At 67.2% G+C, this 16,521-nt stretch carries 13 protein-coding genes and 1 pseudogene; 6 read left to right on the top strand and 8 right to left on the bottom strand.

Annotated elements, in window-relative coordinates:
• Positions 1-378 precede the first annotated feature (378 nt).
• Entirely contained in the window at positions 379-1,674 is a 1,296-nt protein-coding gene (locus tag ABDW61_RS26150) for a hypothetical protein (RefSeq protein WP_343642993.1), read from the top strand.
• 82 nt (positions 1,675-1,756) lie between these two features.
• Here the strand turns inward: ABDW61_RS26150 and acpA are convergent, their stop codons facing one another.
• Positions 1,757-3,469 carry an acid phosphatase gene (gene acpA / locus ABDW61_RS26145; protein ID WP_343642992.1) on the bottom strand — a complete coding sequence of 571 codons (1,713 nt, stop codon included), beginning with the start codon at positions 3,467-3,469 and terminating at the stop codon, positions 1,757-1,759.
• Positions 3,470-3,765: 296 nt separating this feature from the next.
• Between acpA and ABDW61_RS26140 the strand changes: the two genes are divergently transcribed.
• Complete coding sequence (locus ABDW61_RS26140) at positions 3,766-5,028, top strand: cytochrome c peroxidase (RefSeq protein ID WP_343642991.1); 1,263 nt, start codon at positions 3,766-3,768, stop codon at positions 5,026-5,028.
• 88 nt (positions 5,029-5,116) lie between these two features.
• Entirely contained in the window at positions 5,117-6,202 is a 1,086-nt protein-coding gene (locus ABDW61_RS26135) for a substrate-binding domain-containing protein (protein ID WP_343642989.1), read from the top strand.
• Between the two features lie 10 nt (positions 6,203-6,212).
• On the opposite strand, the gene ABDW61_RS26130 is transcribed toward ABDW61_RS26135, so the two are convergent.
• The 3 genes from ABDW61_RS26130 to ABDW61_RS26120 form a co-directional block, all read right to left on the bottom strand.
• Positions 6,213-7,067, bottom strand: a complete 855-nt coding sequence (locus ABDW61_RS26130; protein WP_343642987.1) for a class I SAM-dependent methyltransferase — start codon at positions 7,065-7,067, stop codon at positions 6,213-6,215.
• 99 nt (positions 7,068-7,166) lie between these two features.
• Positions 7,167-9,332: a TonB-dependent receptor gene (locus tag ABDW61_RS26125; protein WP_343642985.1), complete on the bottom strand. Its 2,166-nt coding sequence runs from the start codon at positions 9,330-9,332 to the stop codon at positions 7,167-7,169.
• 117 nt (positions 9,333-9,449) lie between these two features.
• Positions 9,450-9,800 carry a hypothetical protein gene (locus ABDW61_RS26120; protein ID WP_343642983.1) on the bottom strand — a complete coding sequence of 117 codons (351 nt, stop codon included), beginning with the start codon at positions 9,798-9,800 and terminating at the stop codon, positions 9,450-9,452.
• A gap of 194 nt (positions 9,801-9,994) precedes the next feature.
• Here ABDW61_RS26120 and lepB point away from each other — a divergent pair, with 194 nt between their 5' ends.
• Positions 9,995-10,675, top strand: a complete 681-nt coding sequence (lepB, locus tag ABDW61_RS26115; RefSeq protein WP_343642981.1) for a signal peptidase I — start codon at positions 9,995-9,997, stop codon at positions 10,673-10,675.
• Positions 10,676-10,800: 125 nt separating this feature from the next.
• Positions 10,801-11,511, top strand: coding sequence for a glutathione S-transferase N-terminal domain-containing protein (locus ABDW61_RS26110; RefSeq protein WP_343642980.1), 711 nt, complete (start codon positions 10,801-10,803; stop codon positions 11,509-11,511).
• A gap of 238 nt (positions 11,512-11,749) precedes the next feature.
• On the opposite strand, the gene ABDW61_RS26105 is transcribed toward ABDW61_RS26110, so the two are convergent.
• The 4 genes from ABDW61_RS26105 to ABDW61_RS26090 are packed head-to-tail and all read right to left on the bottom strand — an operon-like array spanning position 11,750 to position 16,071.
• Positions 11,750-11,986 carry a SlyX family protein gene (locus ABDW61_RS26105; protein WP_343642979.1) on the bottom strand — a complete coding sequence of 79 codons (237 nt, stop codon included), beginning with the start codon at positions 11,984-11,986 and terminating at the stop codon, positions 11,750-11,752.
• Positions 11,983-13,842: a DUF885 domain-containing protein gene (locus ABDW61_RS26100; protein WP_343642977.1), complete on the bottom strand. Its 1,860-nt coding sequence runs from the start codon at positions 13,840-13,842 to the stop codon at positions 11,983-11,985. Before ABDW61_RS26100 ends, ABDW61_RS26105 begins: the two co-directional genes overlap by 4 nt.
• Before the next feature lie 41 nt (positions 13,843-13,883).
• A complete protein-coding gene (locus tag ABDW61_RS26095; protein ID WP_343642975.1) occupies positions 13,884-15,746 on the bottom strand; it encodes a ferrous iron transporter B in 1,863 nt (620 codons plus the stop codon).
• Positions 15,739-16,071, bottom strand: a complete 333-nt coding sequence (locus ABDW61_RS26090) for a FeoA family protein (protein ID WP_343642973.1) — start codon at positions 16,069-16,071, stop codon at positions 15,739-15,741. Before ABDW61_RS26090 ends, ABDW61_RS26095 begins: the two co-directional genes overlap by 8 nt.
• 254 nt (positions 16,072-16,325) lie before the next feature.
• On the opposite strand from ABDW61_RS26090, the pseudogene ABDW61_RS26085 reads away from it, so the two are divergent.
• Positions 16,326-16,521: pseudogene (locus ABDW61_RS26085) on the top strand (hypothetical protein); the annotation flags it as partial.

Below are 16,521 nucleotides of genomic sequence, written 5' to 3'. Positions count from 1 at the left end.
ATGCCCTGCATCCTCAGCCCCGAGATCGCCACGCGCTCGTCGGGACTCAAATGCCGATACGTCTCTCGTCTTTCCATCGCGACACCTTACCTGGGTAGGGGTGTTGCACTTCAGAATTGAGACCGCCGAGAGATTCTGCGAGTAGCGGGAGAGCTTGGAGGAACAGACGGTCACGCTGCCGTCGAGTCAACGCGAGCCATGATCTTGCAGTGGGCAACTGAGCAAATTGGCGGTCAGCTTCCCGATACTGCAGCCGAGGGCCTCCCTTTCGAACTCTTTATGGGTGGGCGAACTTGCGTTGGAGCTTCAATTAACGACGATCGTCGAACCCTTTGGGCATCGAGAATTGATCGCCCTGATTCGAATGTGGCGCAGCGAATGTGGACGACTGAGGTCGTTGTCGGACGCGCCGGAGCTGGTTCGGCGATGTTTAGCTTACGCCTTTTGGCTAGCAGTCCCGAACATTCTCTAAAAATTGACCCAGCCGTCCCGAGTCTAGTTCAGACTATTGCGGAGCGCTGTGGCTTGGGTCATGGCGGTATTCGCTACCAGGCGACTAGTTACAGTGTTAACGATACAGTGGATGGGGAGCAATTAATAGAGGCCCTTCTCAGTCCAACTCGATCTATACCGTTTGTCGTATTTAGCAAAGGAGCGCGCGACTCCATTCGAACCTATCAAGCAAATCTGTTGGCTCGGTCGTTGATGGGTATTGCGCGCGTTATCTTGCTGCCGCAGGCCCTTGCGGCTACGCTTTCTCAGCAATTTGGCAAAAATTTGGCGGTGCTCAACGGATCGGCGCGAATATATATGCCTGGATTTTCAGGCGATGCCAATCCGTATTTGCATCGGCAGTTTTTGCCGACGACCTCAGACTCGGGCTCCGATTGGGATAGGTCGATCTCTGCCATCCGCTGGCTTGTGGCTTCTGAGAGCATTAAGAGACGGCGATTGGGGGAAGAGGTGGTGGCGTTCGCAGACGTTCGCGAAGCCGGGCATGACTTTGAGAGAGAGCGGTTACGGTCAACAGGCTCAGGGGCTCAACTGCAACTGAATGCCGCCCAAGAGCAGATCACGTCGTTGAAAGAAGATTTGAGACGGGCGAACTCGGAAACTGATCAATGGATGGCCGAGTATGAAAGGGTTGATTTCGAGAGTAAGAACTTCGAGCGCCAATTTCGCGGAGCTAATCTGCGAGTTCAACAGTTGTTGAGTCAAATTCAGGCGCGAGGGGAATCGCCGGATTCGAACGTCCAATTGCCTGGGAGTTGGGATGACTTTGCCGATTGGTGCGACGAGACACTCGCGGGTCGGGTGGTTCTTTGTGGGCGGGCGCGTCGCGAGTTAAAGGCGCCTGCCTATGAATCTCCAGAAACAGCTGCCCGGTGTCTTTTGTGGCTGGCAAACGAATATCGAGATAGTCGAATGATTGGAGGTTCAGGAGACCTTCGAAAGCCGATTGAAGAAGGAATTCACAATGATCGGTGTGGCTCCGATAGTTTTGAATTTACTTGGTCTAATGATCAAAAGGTTCTTGTTGAATGGCATATTAAGAACGGCGGGAATACACGTGAGCCGAGGCGATGTCTCCGTATTTACTACTTCTGGGATGAGCTTCAACAGTTGGTGGTGGTAGTGTCTCTGCCCGCGCATTTGCGAACTGGCGCAACATAGAAAGAGAACTACGTGACGTATCGCCCTCGTTTGAGGGCGGTACATTTGATCTGTGGAGCGGTTGGTATTGATCGACCGTTGGTTATTGCAGACTCATCGCGGCCGTCATGTCGCCCATCGGCTGACCGCCGGCGGCCTTGAGCGCGTCATCCCGCTGCTTCAGACCCGGCAGCAGGTCCAGGCCGAAGCGGCGCGTGATCAGCCGCAGCACCGACGCGGTGTCGTACGGCGTGTGATCGACGGTGCCCTTCTTCGAGAACGGTGAAATGATCAGCGCCGGGACCCGCGTGCCCGGGCCCACCTTGTCGCCCTTGGGCGGCGCGACGTGGTCCCACTGACCGCCGTTCTCGTCGTAGGTGACGACGATGACCATGTTCTTCCACTGCGGGCTGGCCTGCAGCTTGGCCACGAGGTCCGCGATCTTCTGATCCGCGGCAACGATGTTGGCGTAGCCCGGGTGCTGGTTGTACAGGCCTTCCGGCTTGTAGAACGCCACCGCGGGCAGCGTGCCGGCCGCCGCATCCTTCACGAGGTCGTCGTAGTCCTTCAGATGCGCCGCGCGGTCCGCGGCGTTCTTCACCGGGTCCATGTTGGCGTAGTAGTTGAACGGCTGATGATGCGCCTGGAAGTCCACCGCGTCCGAGGCCGCGACGCCATTGGCGTTGCCCGCGTAGATCACCGTGCGCTTGGCGATGGCGGCCTGCTGGCCGTCCGTCGTGGCGGCGTTCCACGAACCCGCGTACCAGGCCCAGCTGACGTTCTTCGCCGTCAGGAGGTCACCGATGTTCTTCTGCGTCTGCTGCGGCAGCGTGGTGGGCTTGCTGGTGTCGGCGTACTTCGCGTCGTTGCCGTTCAGGTCCGCCGGCGCGTTGCCGCTCGGCTGGAAGGCCGGCTGCATCGTGTTGACGGCGTAGAACTTGTTGTCGCCGAAGTAGTTGGCCGGCGTGATGTTGCCCGGACCGGCGAAGGTCGGCGGGCCATCCAGCGCCGAGGCCTTGCTCGCCGCCGCCAGCGTGAGATTGGTGGTGTACGAGCCGTCGGCGTTCTTGTCGACGACCTGGATGGTGGGCTTGGCCGCCGCGGTGTCGGCGTTCGGATACTCCGGCACGCAGGCGCAGATCAGGTACTGGTGGTTCAGGAAGGAACCGCCGAAGGCGCCCTGGAAGAAGTGATCCGCCAGCGTGTATTGCTGGGCGAGCTTGTACAGCGGCGAGGTGCTGTAGTCGAAGTAGCCCATGACCAGACCGCCCGAGTCCGCGAAGGCCGCGAACATGTCGTTCTTGCCGCCGTTGATCTGCATCTGGTTCTCGAAGAAGCGGTGGTACATGTCGCGGGTGACGACGGTGCCATCGATCGTGGCATTGGCATTGGCGCTGGCCTGGAAGGCGGTGCCGATGTTGAAGGGCGCATTGGCCAGGCCGGCGCTCTGCGCCTGCGAGACGGTGACCGCGCTGCCCGGCATGGTCACGCCGCCCCACACGGGCGGCAGCGTGGTCAGCGCCTGGCCGTTGCGGTCCTTCTGCGCGATGTAGGCGGCGGTCGGCTTGCCGTCGGTTCCGATGACGGTGCTCAGGCCGTCGGCGCCGGGGAAGTTGCCGTAGAGGTTGTCGAAGGCGCGGTTCTCGGCGTAGATCACGACGATGTTCTGCACGTTGTTCTGCAGCGCGACTGTCGGGTCCACCGCCGTGGTGTCGTTGCCGTCCTTGCCCAGGCAGCCGCCCAGGATCAGCATCGCGCCCAGCGCGAGAGGGGTCAGCGCCATCGGCAGGCGCGGGGCACGGAGAGGGGTCTTCATTGAGCTGGCTCCAACAGAGGGATTGGCGAACGGCGCGCAGCTTCGTTTCGCCGCATGACACGTCCGTGTCATTCCTCGTCGGTACACCGTTGTTTGCGCACAGATCCTGCGTAGCGCGTGATAAACGCGTTAAGAACATTTCGTGATCCCGTTATTCCGTTGCTGCTTTGTTGCTGACTGCCGTGATGCCACCGACCGTCCCCTCCGCTTCCGATCGCCCCCGCGCCCCATCTTTCGCGTCGCATGCGCGCCTCGCCCATCGGTGGGGGCGGGCTGTCACCGTGGTCGCTGGCGCGATGGCCTGTCTCGCCCTGGGGGTGGGGCTGGGGTCGATGGCTTCGCCGGCGGCGCCGCGCGCGGCGGCTGCCGCGGCTCCTGCCAGCGCGGCGCCTCGGCCCTTCTATGCAACGGCCTTCGAGCGCCGTCCCGATGCGAATGCGCTGACCGATCTCGGCCGCAAGCTGTTTTTCGACAAGGCGCTGTCGGCGTCGGGAACGATGGCCTGCGCGTCGTGCCATGACCCCGCGCATGCCTACGGACCGCCGAACGCGCTGGCGGTGCAGCCCGGCGGTGCCACCGGCACCGTGCCGGGCCTGCGCGCGGTGCCGTCGCTGATGTACCGGCAGCAGACGCCGCAGTTCTCGGAGCACTTCTTCGACAACGACGGCGACGACAGCCTGGATCAGGGCCCGACCGGCGGCTTCGCCTGGGATGGCCGCGCGGCGTCGGCGCATGAGCAGGCCGAGGCGCCGCTGCTGTCACCGTTCGAGATGTCCAACACGGACCGCGCCGCGGTGGTGAAACGGATGCAGGGATCTCTGAACGCGGCCGCGTTGCGCGAGGCGTTCGGGCCGCACCTGTTCGACGACGCCGGCCTGGCCTGGAACGCGCTGGTGCTGTCGCTGGAGGTGTTCCAGCAGAGTCCGAAGGACTTCGCGCCGTTCAGCAGCCGCTACGACGCCTACCTGCGCGGCCGGGGCGGACTGACGCCGCAGGAGGCGCGCGGACTGGCGCTGTTCGAGGACAAGGGGAAGGGCAATTGCGCCTCGTGTCACGTGAGCACGATCAAGCGCGGCGCCTTCCCGCTGTTCACCGACATGGGCCACATCGCCATCGGTGTGCCGCGCAATCCGGCGATCCCGGCCAACCGCGATCCGGCCTTCCACGACCTGGGCATCTGCGGGCCGCTGCGCACCGATCTGAAGGATCACCCCGAGTACTGCGGCCTGTTCAAGACACCGTCGCTGCGCAACGTGGCGACGCGGCAGGTGTTCTTCCACAACGGCGCGATACGCTCGCTGGAGGAGGCGGTGCGCTTCTATGCGCAGCGCGACACCAACCCCGGCCGCTACTACGCGCGTGACGCCCAGGGCCGCGTGCATCCCTACGACGACCTGCCGGAGCAGTACCGGCACAACCTCAATGTCGAGCGGCCCTTCGGGGGCAGGCCGGGCGGCAAGCCTGCGCTGAGCGAGGCGGAGATCAAGGACATCGTCGCGTTCCTGCGGACCCTGGACGACGCGCCCGCAGCGGGGCAACTGCCCACGGCCGCCCGCTGAAGACGGCCGCGGGCGGCTCCCCCCGTACTTGCACGATGTCGCCGGTGGCGCGACAGGCGCAAGATCGCGACCCGAGGAGACACATTCGATGCATGTCCGCCGCGCCGCCGGGCTGTCCCGTCGCGCCGTCCTGACGACGGCCGCCGTGCTTCTTTCCGTCGCCGGCGGCGCCTTCGCGTCGCAGGCCAGCGCGGCGTCAGCCGCCAGCCGCGGCAAGGAGCGCCCCCGCCGCGTCACGTTCATCGCGCAGGACTTCCGCAATGGCGGCATCGCGGCCGTGTTCCGCGGCTTCGAGGAAGCCTGCCGCGAGCTGGGCTGGACGCTGACCACCAGCAACGCCAGCGGCGAGCGCGCACGGGTGCGGGCCTTCTTCGAACAGGCGCTCGCGGGCGACGCCGATGGCGTCGTGCTCGGCGGCTTCAACGAGTCCGACATCGCGGACCTGGTGCCGCAGGAGCCCGGCACCGGCAAGCCGGTGCTGGTGGGCTGGCACGCGGCGGCGCATCCGGGCGCGACGCCGCTGCTCTACGCCAACATCACGACCGATCCGGCCATGGTGGCCGAGAAGGCGGTGGAGCTGGTGATCAAATCCGACCGGCCGAAACTGGGCGTGGTGATCTTCGGCGACAGCCGCTTCGAGATCGCCAACGTGAAGACGCGCCGCATGGCCGAGGTGCTGCAGCGCTGCGGCCGCTGCGAGGTGCTCGCCATCGAGGACCTGCCGATCTCCGACGCGGCGCGCGACATGCCCGCCGCGCTGACGCGGCTGCAGCAGCGCTTCGGCACGCGCTGGACCCACGTGCTGGCGATCAACGATGTCTACATGGATTCGCTGAGCTTTCCGCTGCGCGCGATGCAGCGGTCCGACATCGTCGGCATCGCCGCGGGCGACGGCTCGCGCACGGCGCTGAGCCGCATCCGATCGGGACGTTCGATGCAGCTGGCGACGATCGCGGAACCGATGGGCCTGCAAGGCTGGCAGCTCGCCGACGAGCTGCGCCGCGCCTTCGCCGCGATGCCGGCCAGCGGCCGCGTCGCGCAGCCGATCGCGGTGACGACTCAGCTCCTGCAAGGACTGCCCCCGCTGGGGAACGTCGACGACCGGCTGCTCTATCGCGAGAACTATCGCGTCGAGTGGTTCGGCAGCCCCGAGACGCGCGTGCCGCGTCCCTGATGCACGCTCCTCACTCGGCCTTCTCGGCCTTCTTCCTGCAGAAGAACTCCCACACCGACTTGGGCCTGCCGTAACGGCTCAGCGTGCGCTTGGCCAGGTGCTCGATCTCGAAGCACGCGGCGAGCGACTCCTCCAGCTTCTCGCGCGTGAAAAACTGCTTGGCCACACCATCCACCACGACGAGCTCCCACGCCGACGCATCATCCGGCGCCCCGTAATGCCAGTCATCTGCCGCATTGACACAGCCAATCAACTTTCCACCCGGCGCCAGCACCCGCGCAATCTCGCATAGCGCGCGGCGCGTGTCCTCACGATCAAAGTAATGCAGCGACAGTTGCGCCACCGCCAGATCAAACTCGCCATCCACCAGCATCGGCATCGCCCGCACATCCGCCAGCAACGGCCTCGCCCCAGGCGACTGTCGCCGGCAGCGCGCCAGCGCCTCCGCCGATATGTCCATCGCGGTCACCTCCACCCCCAGGTCCAGCAACGCCGCCGTCTCCCAGCCATCACCGCAACCAATGTCCAACGCCCGCCGCACACCAGGCAGACGATGGCTCCAACCATCCAGCCAGGCTTCCTGACGGCTCAAGGGGTGAGCAGCGTAGCGGCGGTTCCAGACCTCGCTTGGGGGGGGCTTCACTTCGGCGGATCGAGCAGAAGCCGCAGGCGCCGGGGCCCCTTTCCGCTCAAGCGCCTGCGCCCGCTCGGCATTCGCTTCAAGGGGCCCCGGCGCCTGCGGCTTTCCACCAGCGGCTGACTTCGAGGCATCCAGAGGGCGGAACGCTTCGGGCGAGGCATCGTTGGGAACGATGAAATCGCTCGAATCGCTCGAATCGTTTGGATCGGTCGGCGTCGCGGTCATGCGCCGCAGCCTACCGCGATCACGAACGAAACGCTGTGCGCCGGCCCACGTTCGCCTGATCCAGGCGACAGGGCCGGCGTCAGACCACGCCGTGGCGCGTCAGAACTCCTTGGTGAGACTCACGTAGACCGTGCGGCGCTGGCCGTACTGCGGCGCGCCAACGCCAATGCCCGAGCCGTCGCGCAACTGGTAGACCCGATCAAACAGGTTGACCACCGACAGCCGCGCCTCCACCGGACCACCACCACCCAGGTCGAAACGCTTGCTGACGTCGGCATTGACGCTGGTGTAGGAGGGCAGGTGCGTGGTGTTGGCGAAGCCATTGCGCAGCCCCGTGCCGAACAGCGCGCTCGCGCCCACCGCATAGCCCTCGGGCAGGCGGACGTTGACGCCAGCCGAGGCGCTCAGCTTCTGCTCATGGTCCAGATGCACCCAGTTGCCGGCGATGAAGTCCAACTCGTCCTGCTCGAAGTTGAACTGGCCCGTCTCGACCTGCTTCGCGCGCGCATGGGTGGTGCCCAGATTGGCGTAGGCGGACCAGTCCTTCTCCTTGTAGGTGGCCGAGAGGTCCACGCCATAGATGCGCCCGTGCTCGTAGTTGAAGGCCGAATAGATCAGCGCGTTGCCGAACTGGCCCTCGTCCTGCAGGTGCTGCACCGCGCGGTAGTAGCCGTCGATGCCCAGCGTGAGCTTGGACGTGACCTGCCAGGCCGCGCCCGCGTCGTAGTAGTTGGAGCGCTCGGCCCGGACCGCCGTGTTGGCGTCCGAAGGCAGCGCGTTGGTCGTGCCCGCGAAGGCGGCCACCGAGGTGGTGTCGATCTTCTCGGTCGGTGGCGGCGTGAAGTAGCGCGCGTAGCCGGCATGCAGGCGCAGCGCCGGCGTGGCGTCCCACACCAGACCGATGCGCGGGCTGAGCTGATGCTCCTTCGAGACCGTGTCGACCTGGTCGTAGCGCACGCCGTAGTTCAGCGTCAGCGTGCGATCGAGCTTCCACTCGTCCTGCAGGTAGGCGCCCCACAGGTGACCGCCCAGCCGCGCGCCATCCGTGATGGCCAGCGGCGTGGTGTCCGTCTGGTTGCCGTCGGCGTCGGCCGGGAAGACCAGCGCGTCGTTGCGCGTGCTGGCGTGCTCGCGCTGCGCGAAGAGGCCGGTGCGCAGCGTGTGCGCGCTGTCCAGGCGCCAGCTGAGGTCGGCCTGCACGCCGTTGGCCTCGTTGCGGCGCAGGATGTCGGCGGCGACGCCCAGGTACTGCAGGTCGCCGACCGGGTCCGGCGAGTAGTGGACGTCGGTCATGCGGTGGAACAGCGAGACCTGATAGTCCACGCTGCTGCCGATGACGCTCTGGTAGCTCAGGACCGCGAAGCGGTTGCGTTCGCGCTGGTGCGCGTCCAGCGTGCTCGAGTCCTTGTCCGGCGTGTCGGCCAGCGTGTAGGCGGTCGACTGCCCCGGTGAGTCGGGAATCTGGAAGCGGTTGTTGGTGATGCCCGCCATGGCGGTGATGCGGCTATCGTCGCCGATCAGGTAGGACACCAGGCCGAAGGCCTTGCCTTGATGGGTGCGGTCATGCAGCGCGTCGCGCGACGGCGTCGGGTTCTCGATGCCCAGGTCGTTGCCCAGATAGGAACCGCTGAACTCGTAGCTGAGCCGGCCTTGGCTGCCGTGCAGCGAGAGGTCCAGCTCGCGCGAGCGCTGCGTGCCCACGGTGACGCCAACGCTGCCGGCGATGGGCTTGTCATCGGCGTCGACGCCCTTGGTGGTGATGTCGACGATGCCGGCGGTCCGGTAGCCGTATTGCGCGGGCAGGGCGCCGGTGAGCAGGCTGATGCTGTCGGCGAAGCGCGTCTCCAGCGTCTGGCCGAAGCCGCTGATGGCCTCGGGGATGACGACACCATTGATGCGGTACTGCAGGTTGGCGTGATCGCCGCGCACGTGCAGGCCGCCGTAGGAATCCTGCACGACACCCGGTGTCTGCAGCAGCACCTGGTTCAGCGGCGTGTCGTCGCCTTGCGGCAGGCGGGCGATGTCGTTCTTGTTGAACTTGTAGATGGTGCTGCCGGTGTCCGGCGACAGACCGTTGCGCGCCGCATCGAGCCGGTCGCGCACGCCCTGGACCTGGACGGTGGGCAGCGGGTTGCCAGCGGTGGACTCGGGACTGGCCGCGGGAGCGGGAGCGGTCGCTTCATCGGCACGGGCGGGCAGCGCGTGCAGCAGCGGATAGGCGAACGAGAGGGACAGCGCGAGGACGCGCAGCGAAGGCTGAGCCATGGTGGTGGATCTCTGAAAACGGTCGGACGGACGCAGGCCGTCGATCACGGCGCGGCGGCGCGGCTTCACAGGAGCGCGCGGACGCGGCCGGACGGCGATGCGGTCAGGGGAGCGAGCTCAGAGGAGGGCGGGCGGACCGCGGCTGCGCGGCAGCGGCGCCGGCTCCGGACGCGAGGCGGTCTCGGCGCCGGGGGCCTGGACATGGACAGCCTCGGCCAGCGCGAGCACGGGCGGCTCGGAGCGCGCCGAGGCGGCCAGGTCGTCGAAGGCGAGGCAGATCTCGCAGAGCTGATCGGCGGAGCGCTCGTCCGGATCGGCATGGGCGCGGCCGTCGTCGTGCGCGAAGGGAGTGCCCGACGGCGCATGCCCCCGCGCGTCGGCCAAGTGACCGAAGCCATGCCACACCGCGCCCTGCTGCGACAGCAGCATGAACAGCGGGAGCAGCAAGTGCAGGAGGTGCTTGCGCATGGGCCGGGATTATGGGCGCCGAACGCGGGCCGGCCGGAGGTCAGCCTGTCTCGAAGCTGTCGGGAAGCTGTCGCCGAGGCCGCGGCGCACTGCCATTGACGCGCGGATTTCCGCCACTCGCCGCACGCGTGGCCTGGCCCGCGCGGCCGCTGGCTACAACGGAATCCGTCGTCCACTCCCCTTGGAGATTCCCGATGAAGCCCACCGTCACCGCCTGGCTCCGCGAGAACCGCAGCTTCCTGCTGTTCGTGGCCGGCTTCCTTTTCTTCCGGACCGCGATCGCCGACTGGAATCCGGTCCCCACCAGCTCGATGCGGCCGACCATCCTGGAAGGCGATGTGGTCTTCGTCGAACGCGTCGCCTACGACTGGAAAGTGCCGCTGACCGACATCTCGGTGCGGCGCGTCGGCGAGCCGCGGCGCGGCGATGTCGTGACCTTCAACTCGCCGCGCGACGGCACGCGGCTGATCAAGCGTGTGGTGGCCGTGCCAGGCGATACCGTCGAGCTGCGCGGCGACCGGCTGATCCTCAACGGCGAGCCCGCGACCTATGCGCCGCTGGCCGAGGTGGAGGAATTGCTGGCGCCCGGCATCGAGGTGCGCGGCGTGCGCGCGATGGAGCAGTGGGGCGGGCAACGCCATGTCGTCCAGTTCCTGCCCGACATCCGCGCGCGGCGCGATTTCGGGCCGGTCACGGTGCCGCCCGACCAGTACTTCATGATGGGCGACAACCGCGACAACAGCGAGGATTCGCGTTTCATCGGCCTGGTGCCGCGGCGGCTGATCATCGGCCAGGCGCATCGCGTGCTGGTCTCGGCCGACATCACCGCCCGCTGGGCGCCGCGCTGGGACCGCTTCGCGTCGCCGCTGCGCTGATCGCCCGCCGCACGGATCGCCCGCTGCATGGATCGCATTGACCCGTGGCGGGCAGGGTCTCTGCGGCGGCCCTGAGAATGGCCCGTCGCCAGACATCCCTCACACCACGATCCGACGGAACCCTCATGACGGACCTGTCCCGCTTTCCCATCACGAAGAAGTGGCCCGCGCAGCATCCCGAGCGCCTGCAGCTGTATTCGCTGCCGACGCCCAACGGCGTGAAGATCTCGATCGCGCTCGAGGAACTGGGCCTGCCTTACGAGCCGCACCTGGTCAGCTTCCAGACCGATGACCAGTTCTCGCCCGAGTTCCTCTCGCTGAACCCGAACAACAAGATTCCCGCGATCATCGATCCCGACGGCCCGGGCGGCGTGCCGCTGCCGCTGTTCGAGTCCGGCGCGATCCTGGTCTACCTGGCCGAGAAGACCGGCCAGCTGATTCCGCAAGACCCGGCACGCCGCTACGAGACGCTGCAGTGGGTGATGTTCCAGATGGGCGGGATCGGGCCGATGTTCGGCCAGGTTGGCTTCTTCCACAAATTCGCCGGGAAGGACTACGAGGACAAGCGGCCGCGCGACCGCTATCTGGCCGAGTCCAAACGCCTGCTGGGCGTGCTCGAGCAGCGCGTGACCGGCCGCGGCTGGATCATGGGCGACGAGTACACGATCGCCGACATCGCGATCTGGCCCTGGGTCAACAACCTGGTCGGGTTCTACGGCGCTGGCGAACTGGTGGGCTTCAGTGAGTTCAAGGAAGTGCAGCGCGTGCTCGCGGCCTTCCTGGCGCGCGATGCGGTCAAGCGCGGGCTCAACATCCCGGCACGCCCGGCGGCCTGAGCAAGCGTCGCAGACGCTCAAGACGCCTCACCCCCAACTCCCTCGCCCCCCGCGAGGGGGGAGAGGGCAGGGGAGAGGGGGGGCTCCGAAGGGCAGCAGCGCTGTGGCACGAGCCCCCTCTCCCCTCCCTCTCCCCGCTGGGGCGAGGGGGTTTACTACGACCGGCCGGCGCGCTTCTTACAACCCTCGCCCGCTTGCGGGAGAGGGCAGGGGAGAGGGCCAGCGGCCGCCGCAGGACTCAATAGTGCGGCGGCAGTTCATCGCGCAGCGATCCCGCGCCATCGCCTCTTCCTTCCGGCACCTGCTTGCGCAGCTGCGCGATCTCCCGCACCAGCGCGTCGATCTGCTCCTGCTGCTTCGCGACCTGCGCGTTGAGGTGATCGACCAGATCCTCGGCGAAGCTGGCCTTGATCTCGAGCTCCGTGATCCTTGCCTCCAGGACCCGGACCTCCGCCGCATCCGCCTGCGCGCTCATGGCTGGCCCTTGGCCGGCGGCCCCGACATCAGCTCGGCGATCACCGACACCGGCGCGTTCCCATAGCTCAGAAACTGCTCATTGAAGTCCTTCAGCCTGAACTCCTTCCCCAGCGCCTGCTTGCGCTGCTCGCGCAATTCCATGATGTCGCTGTAGCCGCTGAAGTAGCTCGTCAGCTGCACCGACGTGAGCTGCACCCGCCGCCACTTCTCGCGCGCCTCGCGTTCCGTCTGGAAGGCCTGCCGCATCAACAGGTCCAGCGCCTGCTGCTCGCTCATGCCCAGCACGTGGACGCTGTAGTCCAGGATCGTGTTGGTGACGCTGCGCAGGTTCCACTTGCCCCACATCAGCCACATCTCCGGCGCGTTCCCGCCATAGCCGGACTCGAGCATCATCCGCTCGCCATACACCGCCCAGCCCTCGACCATCGCCCCGTTGCCGAACAGCGCCTTCACCAGCGACGGCGACTTGTTGGCATGCACCAGCTGGGTGTAATGGCCGGGCACCGCCTCATGGATGTTGAGGATCTGCAGGATCCAGCGGTTGTATTCGCGCAGCGTGCTCTCGGCCTGCTCGGGCGTCAGGTCGTCCAGCGGCGTGACGTTGTAGTACGTGCGGTCCTGCGGCCGGTAGGGCCCGGGCGCCTCGATCCCCGCGCCGGCCACGCCGCGCTGATAGACCGGCGTCTCGCGCACGATGAGCGGCTTGCTCTTGTCCTGCGTGAGCAGGTCGTGCTCGTCGATCCAGCGCTCCAGCTGCGGGATCTGCGCGCGGATCTCGGAGACGAAGTCCTCGCGCTTGACGTGCTGCTCGCTGAGCTTGCCGATCACCGCGCCGATGCGCGCGATGCGGTCCTCGGGCTTGGGCGCGTCGCCCATCGTCTGGGTCCACAGCTGGTCGGACAGTTGCGCCATCTGCGTCAGCAGCGCCTCGCGCGCCTTGAGCGCGCGCTGGTACATCTGCTCGGCCGAATGCGTCGACTGGATGTCGTAGCCGAATTTCTTCTCATACAGCGCCTGGCCGAGCCGGAAGCTGCGCGCCTTGCCGCTGGCCTGGCCGTCGGCGAGCAGCTTCTTGAGCTGCGCCCGATAGCCCTCGACGGCCGCCTTCGCGCCGGCGATGCGCTCGTCGAGCTGCCGGCGCTCGGCCGGCGTCAGCGACGCGGCCTCCGCGCCTTGCGCGGCCTTGCCGACTTCGTCCAGCACGCTGAGCACGCCCGGCGCCTGGTCGATCGCCAACTGGGTGTGTTCCAGCGTCGGCTGCTTGAGCAGCGCCGCGCCGGCCCGGTAATACGCCGGCACCTTCGCCAGCCGCGCCGAGATCGTCTTCAGCCGCACCGGCAGCGGCGCATAGTCGGTCGCGAGGATGTAGTCGATCGGACCGGCGATGTTCAGGTAGGACGGATTCCACTCGAACTCGCGCAGCTCAGCCAGCTGGAAGCGGTCGCTGCGCAGCTTGTTGAGCAGTTGGCCGAGGTCGGTGCGCGAGGCCGCGCTCAGCGTCGCCGGATCGACGCCCTCGAAGCGCTTGAGCCACTCGGCGGTGAAGGCCAGCGTGCGGGCGCGCATCGCGCGATCGGGCGCAGGCAGCTCGGCGGCGAATTCATAGCGGCCGGCGCTGATCGCGGCGTCCGGGTCCAGACGCCACAGCGCCTCGATGTAATCGTTGGCCAGACGCTGGAAGCGGGTGTCGGCATCGGCGGCCGCCTCGGGCTCGGGCTTGATGAGGCTGCGCGTGGGCTTGGCGGGCGCGTCGGCCGCGTGGACCGGACCCGCGCCCAGCGCGCCGAGCGCGGTCAGCGCAGCCACGGCCAGCGCGGAGAAGGACAGCCGGGAAGGGGTGAGGCGTTTCATCATGGGGCGCGAGCATAGCCTCACCGCGCCGGCTTCGAGCGCCGTCAGCCGATGATCCAGCGCGCGATGTGGAAGGTCGCCCAGGACGCGCCATAGGCCAGCGCGAAGAGATAGGCCAGCATGATCGCGGGGATCTTGTAGCCGCCGGTCTCGCGCTTCACCGCGGCGATCGTCGACACGCACTGCGGCGCGAAGATGAACCACGCCAGCAGCGAGAACGCGGTCGGCAGGCCCCAGCTCGACGCGATCAGCGGCGTCAGCGCCTGCGCGGCCTCGTCGCCGGTGGCCGACAGCGAGTACACCGTGCCCAGCGCGCTGACGACGATCTCCCGCGCCGCCATGCCGGGCACCAGCGCCAGGCTGATCTGCCAGTTGAAGCCGATGGGCTCGAAGATCCAGGCCAGGCCGCGGCCCAGGTAGCCGGCGAAGCTGTACTCGATCGCCGGGCCGGTGGCGCCCTCGGGCGCGCCGGGGAAGGTGGACAGCACCCACAGCAGCAGCGTCAGCGCCAGGATGATGCCGCCCACGCGCTTGAGGAAGATCTCCGCGCGCTGGAGCAGACCGATGGCGATGTTGCGCGCATGCGGCCAGTGGTAGCTGGGCAGCTCCATCATCAGCGGCCGCACCTGGCGGCCGGCGTCGGTGAAGCGCTTGAGCACCCAGGCCACCGCCATCGCCACCAGGATGCCAGCGAAGTACAGCACGAACAGCACCAGCCCCTGCAGCTCGATGCCGCCCCACAGCTCGCGCTGCGGAATGAAGGCGCCGATCAGCAGCGCGTACACCGGCAGCCGCGCCGAGCAGGTCATCAGCGGTGCGATCAGGATGGTGACCAGGCGGTCGCGCGCGTTGGCGATCGAGCGCGTGGCCATGATCCCGGGGATCGCGCAGGCGAAGCTCGACAGCAGCGGGATGAAGCTGCGGCCCGACAGCCCCACCGAGCCCATCAGCCGATCCAGCAGGAAGGCCGCGCGCGGCAGGTAGCCCGATTCCTCCAGCAGCAGGATGAAGAAGAACAGGATCAGGATCTGCGGCAGGAACACCAGCACGCCGCCGACGCCCGCGATCAGGCCATCGACCACGAGGCTGCGCAGATGGCCCTCGGGCAGCAGCGCGCCGGCCTGCTCGCCGAGCCAGCCGGTGCCCGCCTCGATCCAGCCCTTGGGCACCTCGGCCCACGCGAACACCGCCTGGAACAGGAAGAACAGCAGCACCGCCAGCAGGATCGGGCCGATCACCGGATGCAGCACGACGCGGTCCAGCTTGTCGCTGGGCAGCTCGCCCTGCAGTTGGTCCAGGCCGAGCTCCTTGAGGATGTGATTGATGCGGGCCGTGTCCTCGCCCTCCGGCACCGCCGAGGCGGTGGACCAGCGCTCGGGCTGGTCGAGCAGCGCGCGCAGGTCGTCCAGCCCGGCGCCGTCGGTCGCGACCGTGCGGATCACCGGCACGCCCAGCAGCGCGCCGAGCTTGTCGGAGTCGATCTCGATGCCCCGGCGCTGCGCCAGGTCCGCCATGTTCAGCGCGACCACGCAGGGCAGGCCCTGGCGCTGCACCGACAGGAACAGCCGCAGGTTGCGGCGCAGGTTGGTCGCGTCCAGCACGCACACGACCAGGTCGGGCCGCTTCTCGCCGGTGGCGCGGCCGGCCAGCACGTCGACGGTCACGCGCTCGTCCGGCGAGCGCGGATACAGCGAGTACGTGCCCGGCAGGTCCAGCACGCGCAGCAGCTTGCCGGCGGCGGTCTTCAGGCGGCCTTCCTTGCGCTCGACGGTCACGCCGGCGTAGTTGGCGACCTTCTGCCGGCTGCCGGTGAGCCGGTTGAACAGCGCGGTCTTGCCGCAGTTCGGATTGCCGACCAGCGCCAGCAACGGCCCGGCCGGATGGATGTGGACGATGGCCTCACGCATGAGCGGCTCCGCAGGCGACGGCGGCCGCGCCGGCCTCGGCATCCAGCGGCACGGTCAACCCGCCCGCGCCACCGCCTTCCAGCACCACGCAATCCGCCTCGGCGCGGCGCAGCGCGAAGGTGGATTGACCGATGCGCACCACCAGGGGATCGGCGCCGGGCATCGCGCGCGCCAGCACGGCCACGTGCTCGCCCGGGACGAAGCCGAGCTCCTCCAGCCACTGCTTCCATTCCGGCGCATGGGCCGGCGCCTGCAGCGCCTTGACGCGGTGCGCCTGGCCGATGCCGGCCTGGGCGAGGGTGGGGACGGGAAGGACAGCGCTCATGTCGTCGGAGTGGCCCGCGGGCTTGCGAAGCGAAACATTCTAAATGATAGTAATTCTCAACTTGCCGTGCACGCCTCAGGTCAGGGTTCGGTCAAGCTTGGGGCGGATTGCGGAGAAGCCGTCAATGACTTCGATGAGTGAGGCGGCCCTTGATTTGACGAGCGCGCAAACGTTTAGCGTTTTCCTTGACGTGGCTTACACTCGCGCCTTCATAAAATGCCCGGTTGCTCCTCCCCCTCGCAACGAGACCGCAAATGATGAAGCCCTCCCTGTCGCTCTCCCCGATCGTCGCTGGACTGGCCCTGGCCCTGGTGGCCGGCGCGGCGGCCGCGCAGACCACCCCGGCGGTGATCTTCGACATGGGCGGCAAGTTCGACAAGTCGTTCAACGAGGCCGCCTACCGCGGCGTCGAGCAGTGGAAGAAGGACACCGGCGGCAAGTACCTCGAGT

Source organism: Roseateles sp. (assembly GCF_039595595.1).
GTDB lineage: Bacteria > Pseudomonadota > Gammaproteobacteria > Burkholderiales > Burkholderiaceae_C > Roseateles.
This window is presented reverse-complemented; position numbering and strand designations above follow the sequence as displayed.